The sequence below is a fragment of the Streptomyces cinerochromogenes genome, from assembly GCF_014648635.1.
GTDB classification, from domain to species: Bacteria; Actinomycetota; Actinomycetes; order Streptomycetales; family Streptomycetaceae; genus Streptomyces; species Streptomyces cinerochromogenes.
On the sequence record NZ_BMRM01000031.1, the window covers coordinates 43,526 to 58,429 of the forward strand.

General features: G+C 73.1%; 10 protein-coding genes. 1 reads left to right on the forward strand and 9 read right to left on the reverse strand.

Translation table 11 applies throughout. From position 1 onward, the window contains the following. Window positions 1-12 precede the first annotated feature (12 nt). The 6 genes from aceE to IEZ20_RS37320 form a co-directional block, all read right to left on the reverse strand. Complete coding sequence (aceE, locus tag IEZ20_RS37295) at window positions 13-2,715, reverse strand: pyruvate dehydrogenase (acetyl-transferring), homodimeric type (RefSeq protein ID WP_189307188.1); 2,703 nt, start codon at window positions 2,713-2,715, stop codon at window positions 13-15. 279 nt (window positions 2,716-2,994) lie between these two features. Then, a complete protein-coding gene (locus IEZ20_RS37300) occupies window positions 2,995-3,618 on the reverse strand; it encodes a GntR family transcriptional regulator (protein WP_189307191.1) in 624 nt (207 codons plus the stop codon). Between the two features lie 173 nt (window positions 3,619-3,791). Beyond that, on the reverse strand, window positions 3,792-5,597 hold the full coding sequence (gene sucB, locus IEZ20_RS37305) for a 2-oxoglutarate dehydrogenase, E2 component, dihydrolipoamide succinyltransferase (protein WP_189307193.1): 1,806 nt from the start codon (window positions 5,595-5,597) through the stop codon (window positions 3,792-3,794). Window positions 5,598-5,659: 62 nt separating this feature from the next. Next, entirely contained in the window at window positions 5,660-7,048 is a 1,389-nt protein-coding gene (lpdA, locus tag IEZ20_RS37310; protein ID WP_189307195.1) for a dihydrolipoyl dehydrogenase, read from the reverse strand. Window positions 7,049-7,339: 291 nt separating this feature from the next. Further along, window positions 7,340-8,893 carry a leucyl aminopeptidase gene (locus IEZ20_RS37315; RefSeq protein WP_189307196.1) on the reverse strand — a complete coding sequence of 518 codons (1,554 nt, stop codon included), beginning with the start codon at window positions 8,891-8,893 and terminating at the stop codon, window positions 7,340-7,342. A 300-nt stretch (window positions 8,894-9,193) separates the two neighbouring features. Next, on the reverse strand, window positions 9,194-9,955 hold the full coding sequence (locus tag IEZ20_RS37320) for an adenosylcobinamide-GDP ribazoletransferase (RefSeq protein ID WP_189307198.1): 762 nt from the start codon (window positions 9,953-9,955) through the stop codon (window positions 9,194-9,196). Window positions 9,956-10,015: 60 nt separating this feature from the next. On the opposite strand from IEZ20_RS37320, the gene IEZ20_RS37325 reads away from it, so the two are divergent. Next, entirely contained in the window at window positions 10,016-10,780 is a 765-nt protein-coding gene (locus tag IEZ20_RS37325; protein WP_189307200.1) for a hypothetical protein, read from the forward strand. Here the strand turns inward: IEZ20_RS37325 and IEZ20_RS37330 are convergent. From IEZ20_RS37330 to cobT, 3 genes are all read right to left on the reverse strand, one after another. Further along, complete coding sequence (locus IEZ20_RS37330; protein WP_189307202.1) at window positions 10,720-11,478, reverse strand: hypothetical protein; 759 nt, start codon at window positions 11,476-11,478, stop codon at window positions 10,720-10,722. The genes IEZ20_RS37325 and IEZ20_RS37330 overlap by 61 nt on opposite strands. Window positions 11,479-11,547: 69 nt before the next feature. Continuing rightward, entirely contained in the window at window positions 11,548-13,575 is a 2,028-nt protein-coding gene (locus IEZ20_RS37335; RefSeq protein WP_229896458.1) for a phosphatidylglycerol lysyltransferase domain-containing protein, read from the reverse strand. Between the two features lie 237 nt (window positions 13,576-13,812). Continuing rightward, window positions 13,813-14,901 carry a nicotinate-nucleotide--dimethylbenzimidazole phosphoribosyltransferase gene (cobT, locus tag IEZ20_RS37340; protein ID WP_189307204.1) on the reverse strand — a complete coding sequence of 363 codons (1,089 nt, stop codon included), beginning with the start codon at window positions 14,899-14,901 and terminating at the stop codon, window positions 13,813-13,815. Window positions 14,902-14,904: the final 3 nt, after the last annotated feature.

The following is a 14,904-nucleotide window of genomic DNA, read 5'->3' on the forward strand; positions in this document are numbered from 1 at the left end:
GAGAGCGGTGCCTTACAGCCCGTACTTCTCCCGGGCCTCCTTGACCGCCGTCGCCTTGACCTCGCCGCGGCGGGCCAGCTGGGCGAGGGCCGCCACGACGATCGACGGGGCGTCGACGCCGAAGTGGCGGCGGGCGGCCTCACGGGTGTCCGACAGACCGAAGCCGTCGGCGCCCAGCGAGGACCAGTCCTGCTCGACCCACTGCGCGATCTGGTCCGGGACCTGGCGCATGTAGTCGGACACCGCGAGGACCGGGCCCTCGGCGCCCTGGAGCGCCTGGCGGACGTACGGCACCCGCTCCTCGCCGCGCAGCAGCGCCGCGTCGGCCTCCATGGCGTCCCGGCGCAGCTCGGACCAGGAGGTGGCGGACCACACGTCGGCGGCCACACCCCACTCCTCGGCGAGCAGCTTCTGGGCTTCGAGGGCCCAGTGGATCGCCGTGCCCGAGCCCAGCAGCTGGATGCGCGGGGCGTTGGCCGCCACGGTCACGCCCGCGGACTCCGCCGTGTTGAAGCGGTACAGGCCCTTGACGATGCCCTCGTCGATGCCGAGGCCCTGCGGCTTCGCCGGCTGCGGCAGCGGCTCGTTGTAGACCGTCAGGTAGTAGAAGACGTTCTGGTCCTCGCCCGGCTTGGCCTCGCCGTACATCCGGCGCAGACCCTCACGGACGATCACCGCGATCTCGTAGGCGAACGCGGGGTCGTACGTCAGCGCGGCCGGGTTGGTCGCGGCGATGACCGGGGAGTGGCCGTCGGCGTGCTGCAGGCCCTCGCCCGTCAGGGTCGTACGGCCCGCGGTGGCGCCGACGAGGAAGCCGCGGCCGAGCTGGTCGCCGAGCTGCCACATCTGGTCGGCGGTGCGCTGCCAGCCGAACATCGAGTAGAAGATGTAGAACGGGATCATCGCCTCGCCGTGCGTCGCGTACGCGGTGGACGCGGCGATGAAGTCGGCCATCGAACCGGCCTCGGTGATCCCCTCGTTGAGGATCTGGCCGTTCTTGGCCTCCTTGTAGTACATCAGCTGGTCGCGGTCGACCGGCTCGTACGTCTGGCCCTTGGGGGAGTAGATGCCCAGGGACGGGAAGAGGCTCTCCATGCCGAAGGTGCGCGCCTCGTCGGGGACGATCGGCACCCAGCGCTTGCCGGTCTCCTTGTCGCGGACCAGGTCCTTGACCAGGCGGACGAAGGCCATGGTGGTGGCGACGTTCTGCGAGCCGGAGCCCTTGTCGAAGGAGGCGAAGGCCTTCTCGGCCGGGGCCGGCAGCGGGGCCAGCGCGTGCGTACGGCGGGCCGGGGCCGGGCCGCCGAGGGCCGCGCGGCGCTCCTGGAGGTAGCGGACCTCGGGGGAGTCGGCGCCCGGGTGGCCGTAGGGCACCACGCCGTCGACGAAGTCGCTGTCCTTGATCGGCAGGTCCAGCAGGTCCCGCATCGTCTTGAACTCGTCCACCGAGAGCTTCTTCATCTGGTGGTTGGCGTTCTTCGACGCGAAGCCCTCGCCGAGGGTGTGGCCCTTGACCGTCTGGGCGAGGATCACGGTCGGCGCGCCCTTGTGCTCGACGGCGGCCTTGTACGCGGCGTAGACCTTGCGGGCCTCGTGGCCGCCGCGGGAGAGGTGGAAACACTCCAGGATCTTGTCGTCGCTCAGCAGCTTCGCCATCTCGGCGAGCGCCGGGTCCTTGCCGAAGAAGTCCTCGCGGATGTAGGCGGCGCCGCGGGTCTGGTACGTCTGGATCTGCGCGTCCGGTACCTCGCGCAGCCGGCGTACCAGCGCACCGGTGGTGTCGAGCTGGAACAGCTCGTCCCAGGCCGTGCCCCACAGCGTCTTGATGACGTTCCAGCCGGCGCCGCGGAACTGGGCCTCCAGCTCCTGCACGATCTTGAAGTTGGCGCGGACCGGGCCGTCGAGGCGCTGCAGGTTGCAGTTGATGACGAAGGTGAGGTTGTCCAGCTCCTCACGGGCGGCGAGCGCGAGGGCCGCCGTCGACTCCGGCTCGTCCATCTCGCCGTCGCCGAGGAAGGCCCAGACGTGGGAGGCGGAGACGTCCTTGATGCCGCGGTTGGTCAGGTAGCGGTTGAAGCGCGCCTGGTAGATCGCGGAGAGCGGGCCGAGGCCCATCGACACCGTCGGGAACTCCCACAGCCAGGGAAGGCGGCGCGGGTGCGGGTACGACGGCAGGCCGTTGCCGGCGGCCTCCTGGCGGAAGTTGTCCAGGTGCGCCTCGTTCAGGCGGCCGTCCAGGAAGGCGCGGGCGTAGATGCCGGGGGAGGCGTGGCCCTGGATGTACAGCTGGTCGCCGGAGCCGTCGCCCTCCTTGCCCTTGAAGAAGTGGTTGAAGCCGGTCTCGTACAGCCAGGCGGCGGAGGCGAAGGTGGCGATGTGGCCGCCGACGCCGTGCTTCGCGCCCCGGGTCACCATCGCGGCCGCGTTCCAGCGGTTCCAGGCGGTGATCCGGGCCTCCATCTCCGGGTCGCCGGGCACGCCCGGCTCGGCGGAGGTGGGGATGGTGTTGACGTAGTCGGTCTCGAGGAGCTTCGGCAGCGCGATGCCGCCCGCCTCGGCGCGCTCCAGCGTGCGGCGCATCAGGTACGCGGCGCGGTGCGGCCCGGCCTCCCTGGCGACGGCGTCCAGGGAGGCCTGCCACTCGGCGGTCTCCTCCGGGTCGCGGTCCGGGAGCTGGTCGAGCGCGCTCGGCTGGATGGCGTTGGGGTCGGTCATGTCGCCGCCTTCCTCAGTCGAAGGGGGTTCCCTCATCGGTAAGGGTTCGGGGGTGCCCTTGGTCTTTGGCAGGACAGGGCAGGGACTTCGGTGGAAGTCCGTCGGCGACTGTAACCCCCTGATCGATGATCGATCAAAGGGTTGAGGGCGAAAACCTCTTGATTTGGAGAAAGTAGGCACGCGGTGCCTTCAGTAATGGCACCCGGTGACGCGCCGGAGCCTTGTTTTCGCAGGTGGGGCGGCGTTTGAGCGTAGGCGTGCTCGACTGAACCGGGCGGGTCAGGCGCGCGGCGCGCAGCCCAGCACGTGCGCCTTCACCAGCTCCGCGATCCGCGGGTCCCGGCGCTTGAACGCCTGCACCAGCTCCTCGTGCTCCTCCGCGTACGACTGCTGGACCGTACCCAGCCAGCGGATCGACAGCGCCGTGAAGACCTCGATGCCGAGCCCCTCCCACGTGTGCAGCAGCACCGAGTTGTGCGCGGCGCGGACCAGCTCCCGGTGGAAGCCGACCGTGTGCCGCACCTGGGCCGTGCCGTCCGCCTCCCGGTCGGCCTCGTACAGGGCCAGGACGTGCGGTTCCAGCGCCGAGCAGTCCTCCGCGAGGCGCTCCGCCGCCAGCTCCGCCGCGATGGCCTCCAGGCCGGCCCGGACCGGGTAGCTCTCCTCCAGGTCGGCGGCGGTGAGGTTGCGGACGCGTACGCCCTTGTTGGGGGCCGACTCGATCAGGCGGAGCGACTCCAGCTCGCGCAGGGCCTCGCGGACCGGGGTCTGGCTGACCTCCAGCTCGGTGGCGATCCGGCGCTCCACGATGCGCTCGCCCGGCTGCCAGCGCCCGCTGACGATTCCCTCCACGATGTGCTCGCGGATCTGCTCGCGCAGCGAGTGGACGACGGGCGCGGTCATGAGGGCTCCTTAGGGAGGGCTGACGTTTAGACAATAAGGCCGGTTCGCTCCGCGGGTAGGGCGCGTGGGGGTGCTTTGGTGCAGGTGAGACGAGGCTTACACGCTCCGTATGCCGACAAACACGAACACCCCGCCCGGAGAAGCTCCGGACGGGGTGCCGCAGGGGACGGGACTCAGAGGCCCAGCTCGACCTCGAACTCGCCCGCCTCCAGGATCGCCTTGACCGCCGTCAGGTAACGGGCCGCGTCGGCGCCGTCGACCAGGCGGTGGTCGTAGGAGAGGGTCAGGTAGGTCATGTCGCGGACGCCGATGACCGTGCCCTCCTCGGTCTCGATGACCGCCGGACGCTTGACCGTGGCACCGATGCCGAGGATCGCGACCTGGCCCGGCGGCACGATGATCGTGTCGAACAGGGCACCGCGCGAACCGGTGTTGGAGATGGTGAAGGTCGCGCCGGACAGCTCGTCGGGCGTGATCTTGCTGGCCCGGACCTTGCCCGCCAGCTCCGCCGTGGCCTTGGCGATGCCCGCGATGTTGAGGTCGCCGGCGTTCTTGATGACCGGGGTCATCAGGCCCTTCTCGGAGTCCACCGCGATACCGATGTTCTCGGTGTCGAAGTAGGTGATGGTCCCCTCGGCCTCGTTGATCTTGGCGTTGATGACCGGGTGGGCCTTCAGCGCCTGCGCGGCGGCCTTGACGAAGAACGGCATCGGGGAGAGCTTGACGCCCTCGCGGGCCGCGAAGGAGTCCTTCGCCTTGGCGCGCAGCTTCATCAGGCGGGTGACGTCGACCTCGACGACCGACGACAGCTGGGCCTGCTCGTGCAGCGCCTTGACCATGTTGTCGCCGATGACCTTGCGGATCCGCGGCATCTTGACGGTCTGGCCGCGCAGGGGGGAGACCTCCAGCGCCGGGGCCTTCTTGGCGGCGGCCGGGGCTGCGGCGGCCGGAGCCGGGGCGGCGGCGGCCTTCGCGGCCTCGGCGGCGGCGATGACGTCCTGCTTGCGGATGCGGCCGCCGACGCCGGTGCCCTTGACTGTGGCCAGGTCGACGCCGTTCTCGGCGGCGAGCTTGCGCACCAGCGGGGTCACGTACGCGCCCTCGTCCGTCGCCTGGGTGGCGGTCGGGGAGGTCGGCGCGGTGGCCGGGGTGACCGGAGCCGGGGCGGGCGCCGGAGCCGGGGCCGGGGCGGCCGGGGCAGCGGCGGCGGGCGCCGGAGCCGGAGCGGCGGGGGCCGGAGCGGGGGCCGGAGCCGGAGCCGGAGCGGGCGCCGGAGCCGGAGCGGGCGCCGGGGCAGGAGCCGGGGCAGCGGCGGCCGGGGCCGGGGCGGGCGCCGGAGCGGCACCCGGGGCGCCGATGACGGCGAGCTTGGCGCCGACCTCGGCGGTCTCGTCCTCGCCGACCGTGATCTCCAGCAGCACGCCGGAGGCGGGCGCCGGGATCTCGGTGTCGACCTTGTCCGTGGAGACCTCGAGCAGCGGCTCGTCGGCCTCGACGCTGTCGCCGACCGACTTCAGCCAGCGGGTGACGGTGCCCTCGGTGACGGACTCGCCGAGCGCGGGCAGGACCACGTCCGTGCCCTCGGCGCCACCGGCCGGGGCGGCCGGAGCGGCCTCGGCGGCGGGGGCGGGAGCCGGGGCGGCCGGGGCCTCGGCGACCGGGGCGGGGGCCGGCTCGGCGGCCGGAGCCGGGGCGGGGGCCTCGGCGGCGGCGGGGGCCGGGGCGGCGGCGGGCGCACCCGTGCCGTCGTCGATCAGGGCCAGCTCGGCGCCGACCTCGACCGTCTCGTCCTCGGCGACCTTGATGGAGGCCAGCACGCCGGAGGCGGGGGCCGGGATCTCGGTGTCGACCTTGTCGGTCGAGACCTCGAGCAGCGGCTCGTCGGCCTCGACGCGTTCGCCCTCGGCCTTCAGCCAGCGGGTGACAGTGCCCTCGGTGACGCTCTCACCGAGCGCCGGAAGGGTTACGGAAACCGCCATGGTTTCGGTTGCTCCTAACGAATTGCGGAAAGTCTGTGTCGTCGCGCCCGTTGACCGAAGGCTCAGTCGTGGGAGTGCAGCGGCTTGCCGGCCAGGGCCAGGTGGGCCTCGCCGAGCGCCTCGTTCTGCGTCGGGTGGGCGTGGATGAGCTGGGCGACCTCGGCCGGCAGCGCCTCCCAGTTGTAGATCAGCTGCGCCTCGCCGACCTGCTCACCCATGCGGTCGCCGACCATGTGGACGCCGACCACGGCACCGTCCTTGACCTGGACGAGCTTGATCTCGCCCGCGGTCTTGAGGATCTTGCTCTTTCCGTTGCCCGCCAGGTTGTACTTCAGGGCGACGACCTTGTCCGCGCCGTAGATCTCCTTGGCCTTGGCCTCGGTGATACCGACGGAGGCGACCTCCGGGTGGCAGTACGTCACCCGCGGGACACCGTCGTAGTCGATCGGAACGACCTTCAGACCGGCCAGACGCTCCGCCACCAGGATGCCCTCGGCGAAGCCGACGTGCGCGAGCTGGAGCGTCGGGACGAGGTCACCGACGGCGGAGATGGTCGGGACGTTGGTGCGCATGTACTCGTCGACGAGGACGTAACCGCGGTCCATGGCGACCCCGGCCTCCTCGTAGCCCAGGCCCTGCGAGACCGGGCCGCGGCCGACGGCCACCAGCAGGACCTCGGCCTCGAACTCCTTGCCGTCGGCCAGGGTGACCTTCACGCCGTCCTGGGTGTACTCGGCCTTCTGGAAGAAGGTGCCCAGGTTGAACTTGATGCCGCGCTTGCGGAACGCGCGCTCAAGAAGCTTCGAGCTGTTCTCGTCCTCCACCGGGACGAGGTGCTTCAGGCCCTCGATGACGGTGACGTCGGAACCGAAGGACTTCCACGCCGAGGCGAACTCGACACCGATGACACCGCCGCCCAGGATGATCGCGGACTTCGGCACGCGGTCCAGGACGAGGGCGTGGTCGGAGGAGATGATGCGGTCGCCGTCGATCTCCAGGCCCGGCAGCGACTTCGGCACGGAGCCGGTCGCCAGCAGGACGTGGCGGCCCTGGATGCGCTGGCCGTTCACGTCCACGGAGGTGGGGGAGGACAGACGCCCCTCACCCTCGATGTAGGTGACCTTGCGGGAGGCGATGAGCCCCTGCAGACCCTTGTACAGGCCCGAGATGACGTCGTCCTTGTACTTGTGGACGGCCGGCACGTCGATGCCCTCGAAGGTGGCCTTCACACCGAACTGCTCGCTCTCGCGGGCCTGGTCGGCGATCTCGCCCGCGTGCAGCAGGGCCTTGGTGGGGATGCAGCCCCGGTGCAGGCAGGTGCCGCCGACCTTGTCCTTCTCGATCAGGGCGACGTCCAGGCCCAGCTGCGCCCCGCGCAGGGCCGCGGCGTAACCACCGCTACCACCGCCGAGGATCACTAGGTCGAAAACGGTGCTGGCGTCGTTCGCCACGTCACGTCCTCCATGCATGTGCGCCGTGCGCCGGTCTCCGATGACCGGCAGGCGGCTGGTGTCCGGCCGCTTGATGCTTCGGCCCTTCGGTGGGGGCCCTGTCCTGCCGGGCTCCATCTTTGCACTTGTTCGAGGCGAACGATGCGCCGGGCTGGAGTGTGAGACACCCCACTAGAGCGCCCCACAGGGGCGCGAGGCTGTGTTCGATATGCGGCTCCGCCGCGTGGGCGCGACCAGCCCCCACGCGGCGAGCTGCGGAACAAGCAGCCGAACCGGGCTGTTGGGCGGACGTCAGCCCAGGTCACCCGCGGCGGTCAGCTCGGCGAGACGCACCAGCGTGCGCACGGCGGAACCGGTACCGCCCTTCGGCGTGTACCCGAAGGCCCCGCCCTCGTTGAACGCCGGGCCGGCGATGTCGAGGTGGGCCCAGGTGATCCCCTCGCCCACGAACTCGCGCAGGAACAGGCCGGCGACCAGTCCGCCGCCCCACCGCTCGCCCATGTTCGCGATGTCGGCGACGGGCGATTCCATGCCCTTGCGCAGGTGCTCCGGCAGCGGCATCGGCCAGGCCGGCTCGCCGACCTCCTCGGCCGCCTCGTACACCGCGGAGCGGAACGCGTCGTCGTTGGCCATGACGCCGAAGGTCCGGCTGCCCAGCGCCAGCATCATCGCGCCGGTCAGCGTGGCCACGTCCACGATCGCGTCCGGGTTCTCCTGCGAGGCCGCCCACAGCGCGTCGGCGAGCACCAGCCGGCCCTCGGCGTCGGTGTTGAGCACCTCCACCGTCTTGCCGCTGTACATGCGCAGCACGTCGCCCGGGCGCACGGCGGAGCCGGACGGCATGTTCTCGGCCAGCGCCAGCCAGCCGGTGACGTTGACCTCCAGGCCGAGGCGCGCGGCGGCGACGACCGCGGCGAACACGGCGGCGGCACCGCTCATGTCGCACTTCATCGTCTCGTTGTGCCCGGCCGGCTTCAGCGAGATGCCGCCCGAGTCGTAGGTGATGCCCTTGCCGACGAAGGCCAGGTGCTTCTCCGCCTTCGGGTGCCGGTACGACAGCTTCACCAGGCGCGGGGCGGACGCCGAGCCGCCGCCGACGCCGAGGATGCCGCCGTAGCCGCCCTTGGTCAGCGCCTTCTCGTCGAGCACCTGCACCTTGAGGCCGTGCTCCTTGGCCGCGGTCTGCGCGATCTGGGCGAAGGCCGCGGGGTCGAGGTCGTTCGGCGGCATGTTGATCAGGTCGCGGGCGCGGTTCAGCTCCTCGGAGACCGCGACCGCGCGGGCGAGGGCGCCCTTGTGCGCGGCGTCGCGCGGCTTGCCGCCGAGCAGCGCGGCCTCGGCCAGCGGGCCCTTGCCGTTCTTGCCCTTGGCGTTCCCGGTGTCCTGGGCGCTGCCCTTGTAGGCGTCGAAGGAGTAGGCGCCGAGCAGGATGCCCTCGCTGATCGCGCCGAGGGCACCGGGGCCGTCGACGGGCAGCGCGAACGCGGCCTTCCTCGCCCCGGTGAGCGCCCGGGCGGCCACACCGGCGGCCTTGCGCAGCGCCTCGGCGTCGTAGCCGTTCTCGCCGTCCTCGGCGTTCTCGTCGCCGGGCTCCTCGCCGAGGCCCACCGCCACCACGAGCGGGGCCTTGAAGCCGGCCGGGGCGGGCAGCTTCGTCAGCTCGCCCTCGGCACCCGAGGCGCCGAGGGTCTCCAGGACGCCGGCCAGCTTGCCGTCGTACGCCTTGTCCACGGCCTCGGCGCCGGGCGCGACGACGGGCCCCTGGGCGCCCTTGGCGACACCGATCACGATCGCGTCGGCCCGCAGGCCGGGCGCCGCGGCGGTGCTGAGAGTCAGAGCAGTCACGGTGGTGAATTCTCGCTTCCGATGTGAAGTTGCTGTGGCCGATCAAGGGGTGGGTCGACCGGGCCCGAGAGCCGACCCTAGGTCCAGGCCTGGGGACTGGTGGCAACCGGGGCCTTCACCCTGTCGGCGAACACCCGGGACGAGACTACGCGTGTGGGTGCGTTCGCTCATTCCTTCGGGTGTTCACCCGCGTGTGGCGTGGGGTCCACGTCCACCCCCCGCGTCCGCATGATGTCCCCTGATCCGCCGTGGGACCACCGCCGTGGAACCACCGCCCGGGAGAACCGGCGCGCCCCGGCGCTACCGGCCGAGAGCCAGCACCACGAGGGACACGGTCGCGGCCGTCTCCGCGACCGCCCCGAACACGTCTCCGGTCACCCCGCCGAACCTGCGGACGCACACCCGCAGCAGCACCTCGGCCCCGCCGGCCCCCGCGGCCACCGCGACGGCGGCGTGCGCACCCGCCGCCCCGGCCACCGCCACCACCCCGATCCCGGTCCCCAGGGCGGCGGCCGTCGGCACCGCCCCGGCCACCGCCGCCCCCAGCCCCTCCGGACGGGCGGCCGGCACGCCGGCGCGGGCGGCCAGGGTGAGCGCCAGCCGGCCCGTGACCGCCGAGGCCACGGCCGCCACGGCACCCCGGGCCCAGGAGCCGTCGTACAGCTGCGCCAGCACGGCCGCCTGGGCCAGCAGCACCAGGACGAGGGTCAGCACACCGAACGGCCCGATGTCCGACTGCTTCATGATCCGCAGCGCGTCCTCGGCGGGCTTGCCGCTGCCCAGCCCGTCGGCGGTGTCGGCGAGCCCGTCGAGGTGCAGCCCCCGCGTCAGCGCGGCCGGTACGGCGACCGAGGCGACGGCGGCGAGCAGCGGGCCCGCGCCGAGCAGGAGCAGCAGCAGGCCGAGCCCGGCCGCGCAGCCGCCGACGACCAGCCCGGCCAGCGGGGCGCACAGCATGCCCCCGCGTGCGGCCTCCCGGTCCCAGCGGTGCACCCGTACGGGCAGCACGGTGAGCGTGCCGAAGGCGAAGCGGAGGCCGTCGAGGGGAGCAGACTTGAGCACCGGCGCAGGCTACCGGGCGGCCGGAGCGCCGCCGACCGGAGCCGGGGCTACAGTGCGCACATGGGGCACTGGTGGGTGCGGAACATCGTCGAGCCGGGCAAACTCCCGTTGCTGCTCGCCCTCGCCGCGTTCGTGCTGACCTTCGTCGTCACCCGGGCCGTCACCCGTCTGATCCGGGCGGGCAGGGGCCCCTTCGGGGACGTCAGGGCGGGCGGGCTGCACATCCACCACGTCGTCCCCGGGGTCGTCCTCACCGTCGTCGGCGGCTTCGGCGCGGTCGCCAGCGACCGGCACGGCGCCGGAGCGGCCGTCTCCGCCGTGCTGTTCGGCATGGGCACCGGCCTGGTCCTGGACGAGTTCGCGCTGGTCCTGCACCTGGACGACGTGTACTGGACCGAGGAGGGCCGCAAGAGCGTCGAGGTGGTCGTGCTCACCGCCGCCCTCGTCGGCCTGCTGCTCGCCGGCTTCTCCCCGTTCGGTGTCGACAACCTCTCCCAGGAGGAACTGCACGACCGCGGCGGTGCCATCGCCACCGTCGCCGGGAACTTCCTCCTGTCGCTCGTCGCCCTGGCCAAGGGCAAGACCCCCACCGCGCTCTTCGGAGTGATCGTCCCGCTGGTGGCACTCGTCGGAGCGGTCCGGCTCGCCCGCCCCGGCTCCCCGTGGGCCCGCCGCTTCTACGGCCGTCGCCCCCGCGCCCGCGCCCGGGCCGCCCTGCGCGTCTACCGGCACGACCGCCGCTGGGCCCGGCCGCGCCGCGCCCTTCAGGACTGGATCGGCGGCAGACCCGACCCCCGCCCGGCACGCCTGCCCGGCCACCGCTGACCGCTCCCGCCCGGCCCCCACGGGCGGCGGGCGCGGCCCGGCAGGCTCCGCCGGCGCTGCCGCAGCGCCGCCAGCAGGCACAGCAGCCCCACCGCCATCAGCGCGGCCAGGTGCTCCTTGCCGGCCAGGTTCTCCTTCAGCAGCACCTCCGCGACCATGGCCAGCGTCACCGCGCCCGCCGTCACATAGGCGCCGTACCGCCAGCTCACGAACACCGCCAGCCCCACCACGGCCGCCGACGGCCCGGTGTCCACCACCTGCTCGTCGGTCCACGGCAACCCGAACGGGGCGTGCGCGCCGAGGGTGGTGCCCAGGCGCGCGTACAGGGTGCCGGCGAGCGTGGCGACGTAGGCGATCGTCAGCGTCCGCCACCGGCCCAGGCACAGCTCGGCGATCCCGAACACCAGCAGGATCTGCGCCAGCGCCCCCCACACCGGCAGGTCCAGCGCGGGCACGAACAGCGACAGGGGGGTGCGCAGCAGGGCCAGCCACAGCGGGTCCTCGGCCCGTACGGCACCCGCGTTCTGCACGAGCTGGTACCCCCACGGCTGGTTCTGCACGTACTGCAGGAACGCCGTCAGACCCACCGCCGCCAGGCTCATCGGTACGGCCGCCGGCCCCCGCCGGCGCAGCGGCTCGCGCACGGCGGTGGCGAGCGGCCCCCACTCGGCCCTCGCCCAGCGGGCGAGCGCCCTCATCGCGCGTCCCTCATCGAACGTGCCCCCGTCGAGCGTTCCGGCCATCGAGCGTCCCCCGTCGAACGTGTCTCATCGGTGCGTGTCCAGGTGCCTGCGGTGCACCCGCTCCGGCAGTCCCGGCGCCGCGGGGCCCGCCGCCGGATTCCCGCCCGCCCCGCGACGCCCGGCACGCGCGCTCGCCGTGTCGCCGGACGGCCCGCGCGGCTCCTCGGCCACGCTCGGCCTCGCCCGCGCGGGGTCACCCCCGTCGCGGGCGCCCCGGCGCCTTGCGAGCGCACGCCCCGGACGCCGCGGGACCCGCCCTGCGGGCGGACGGCGGCACTCCGGCGACAGGCCCCCCAGGAACCCCTCCGCCCGCGCCGAGGCGAGGCCGATGCGTGGCAGGTCCGCGCTCTTCTCGAAGAGCAGGAACCGCGGTTCCCAGATGGGCCGGTACTTGGCGTTGGCGCGGTACAGCGACTCGATCTGCCACCAGCGTGAGAAGAAGCTGAGCAGCGAGCGCCACAGCCTCAGCACCGGCCCGGCGCCGAGGCGTGCGCCACGTTCGAAGACCGACCGGAACATCGCGAAGTTCAGTGAGACCTGCGTGATCCCGGTCTCGTCGGCCCGCCGCAGCAGCTCGATGACCATGAACTCCATCAGCCCGTTGGCGGAACCGTCGGAACCGTCGGCGTTCCGGTCGCGCCGCATCAGGTCCAGGGACAGCCCGTGCGGCCCCCACGGCACGAAGGAGAGCAGCGCGCGCAGCCGCCCCTCGGCGTCCGTGCACTCCAGCATCACGCACCGGCCGTCCCCGGGGTCCCCGAGCCGCCCCAGCGCCATGCTGAAGCCGCGCTCGGTGGCGCCGTCCCGCCAGTCGTCGGCACGCTCGACGAGGAAGGCCATCTCCTCCTCCGGGATGTCCTCGTGCCGCCGGATGCGCACCCGGTACCCGGCCCGCCGCACCCGGTTGTAGGCCTGCCGGACGGTGCGCATGGCCCGGCCCTCCAGCGTGAACTCGGAGACCTCCACGATCGCCTCGTCCCCGAGTTCCAGCGCGTCCAGACCGTGCCGGGCGTACACCGTCCCGGCCTCCTCGCCCGCGCCCATCACCGCCGGGATCCAGCCGTGCGCCCGCGCCTCGGCGAGCCACGGCGCGATCGCCCCCGGCCACGCCTCCGGATCCCCGATCGGGTCGCCGGACGCCAGGCTCACCCCGCCCACCACCCGGTAGGCGACGGCCGCCTTCCCGGTCGGCGACCACACGACGCTCTTCTCCCGGCGCAGCGCGAAGTAGCCGAGGGAGTCCCGCTCGCCGTGCCGCTCCAGCAGCTCGCGCAGCCGCTTCTCGTCGTCCTCGGTGAGCGGGTCCACGGCCCGCCGGGAACGGAAGGCGGCGTAGAGGACGGCGAGGAGGAGGGCCGTGCTGAGCACGTTGACCGCCACGTTGGCCCAGTTCGGCGGGTCGATCCCCGGGAAGCGGGACTCCTCGGCCGCCACCGACACCAGCCGCAGGGTGCCGTAGTGCCAGCGCTCCGGGAACGTGGAACGGGCCGCGTCCGGCGCCTGGTTGGTGACCGTCACCAGCAGCCCGGCCAGCAGGCTCGCCGCCAGCCCGCCGCCGACGGCCACCACGGCCGCGAGCCGGGGGTTGGACCGGTCGCCCTTGGCGTAGAACTCGCGCCGTCCGGCGAGCAGCGCGCCCACGAAGGCGGCGGTCAGGGCGAGGGAGACCCAGTTCTGCGGGTACCGCCGGATCTCCGGGAACGCCATGGCGAAGGCGAGCAGTGCCAGGAAGAGCCCGCTCACCACCAGGTTGAGGATCCACGCGGCCCGCTTCCGGCGCCGCATGGTGATGGCCAGGAAGGCGGTGAGGACCCCGGAGGCGAAGCCGGCCGTCAGCAGGTACGGGGTGAAGAAGTCGTCCTGGTTGTGCCGGCGCACGTCCTGGCCGAGCGAGACCCACACCGCGCTGAGGAAGTTGATGAAGGCGACGGTCCGCAGATACCAGACGGCGCACGCGGCGGCCCTCCGGGACACCCCGGTGGACCGCCGCACCCGCTCACCCGTCCGCGCCGCCTCGACTCGCTGCTCCCCGGCAATTCGGGCATCTCCCATGGAGAAGGATCATATGGGGGAGGGCGGGTCGAACCGCGCTATTCCGACTCCGGATCCCTTGCCCGCGTGACGACACCCGCCCTTCTGCTCCACCGCGGCGGCGCTTCATCTGGGCGGCGCATCACCGGGACGGCGTTCCACGGGACGGCGCTCCGCCCCGGCGGCGGGATCCGGCGGCGGGATCCGGCGGCGGGATCCGGCGGTGGGATCCGGCGGTGCCGGCCCGTTCGTGGCCGGCTACTGCGCCGCCTTGCCCTCCTCCTCCGGCTCCGTGTCGTCCCCCGGCTTCTCGGGAAGCTCCGCGGCCAGCGCCGCCGCGGCCCTGACCAGCGGCAGCGCCAGCAGCGCGCCCACGCCCTCGCCGACCTTCACGCCCTGCTCCAGCAGCGGCTCCAGGGCCATCCTGTCCAGGGCCTTGGCCTGCCCCGGCTCCCCGCTGTCGTGTCCGGCCAGCCACCAGTCCGGCGCCCGGAACGCGACCCGCTGGGCGACCAGCGCGCACGCGGCGGCCACCACCCCGTCGAGGATCACCGGCAGCTTCCGCACCGCGCACTGCAGGAGGAACCCGGTCATCGCCGCGAGGTCCGCCCCGCCCACCGCCGCCAGCAGCTGCAGCTGGTCCCCGAGCACCGGCCGGGCCCGCCGCAGCGCGTCCCGGATCGCCGCGCACTTGCGCATCCACGCCAGGTCGTCGATCGCGACCCCGCCCCGCCCGGTCACCACGGAGGCGTCGGTCCCGCACAGCGCGGCGATCAGCACCGCCGCCGGCGTGGTCCCGCCCACGCTGACATCGCCCAGCACCACGAGGTCGGTGCCCGAGTCGGCCTCCTCGTCGGCGACCGCGACACCCGCGAGCAGCGCCGCCTCCGCCTCCTCCGGGGTGAGCGCGTCCTCCACGTCGATACGGCCGCTGCCCCGCCGTACCCGGTGCCGGGTCACGTCCTTCGGCAGGGTGTCCGGCTCGCAGTCCAGGCCCATGTCCACGACCCGTACCGGCACCTCCAGCCGGCGCGCGAGCACGGACACCGGGCTCGCGCCCTCCAGCACCGCCCGCACCAGCTGCTCCGCCCCGCCCGCGGGTCGCGCCGAGACGCCCAGCCCGGCGATGCCGTGGTCGCCGGCGAAGAGCACCACCCGCGGCCGTTCGACCGGCCGCACCGGTACCGTGCCCCGCGCGGCGGCCAGCCACTCGCCCAGCTCGTCCAGGCGGCCCAGCGCTCCCGGCGGCACGATCTGGCGCTCCCGCCGGGTCTCGGCGTCACGGCGTACGCCCCCGTCCGGGCGCTCGATCAGATCGGTGAAGTCGTCCAGATTAAGGCTGCTCATTCG

Coding starts and splice junctions, on each gene's coding strand:
- aceE (WP_189307188.1), bottom strand. CDS start 2,715: ATGACCGACCCCAACGCCATCCAGCCGAGCGCGCTCGACCAGCTCCCG.
- IEZ20_RS37300 (WP_189307191.1), bottom strand. CDS start 3,618: ATGACCGCGCCCGTCGTCCACTCGCTGCGCGAGCAGATCCGCGAGCAC.
- sucB (WP_189307193.1), bottom strand. CDS start 5,597: ATGGCGGTTTCCGTAACCCTTCCGGCGCTCGGTGAGAGCGTCACCGAG.
- IEZ20_RS37325 (WP_189307200.1), top strand. CDS start 10,016: ATGGGGCACTGGTGGGTGCGGAACATCGTCGAGCCGGGCAAACTCCCG.
- IEZ20_RS37330 (WP_189307202.1), bottom strand. CDS start 11,478: ATGAGGGCGCTCGCCCGCTGGGCGAGGGCCGAGTGGGGGCCGCTCGCC.
- IEZ20_RS37335 (WP_229896458.1), bottom strand. CDS start 13,575: ATGGGAGATGCCCGAATTGCCGGGGAGCAGCGAGTCGAGGCGGCGCGG.
- cobT (WP_189307204.1), bottom strand. CDS start 14,901: ATGAGCAGCCTTAATCTGGACGACTTCACCGATCTGATCGAGCGCCCG.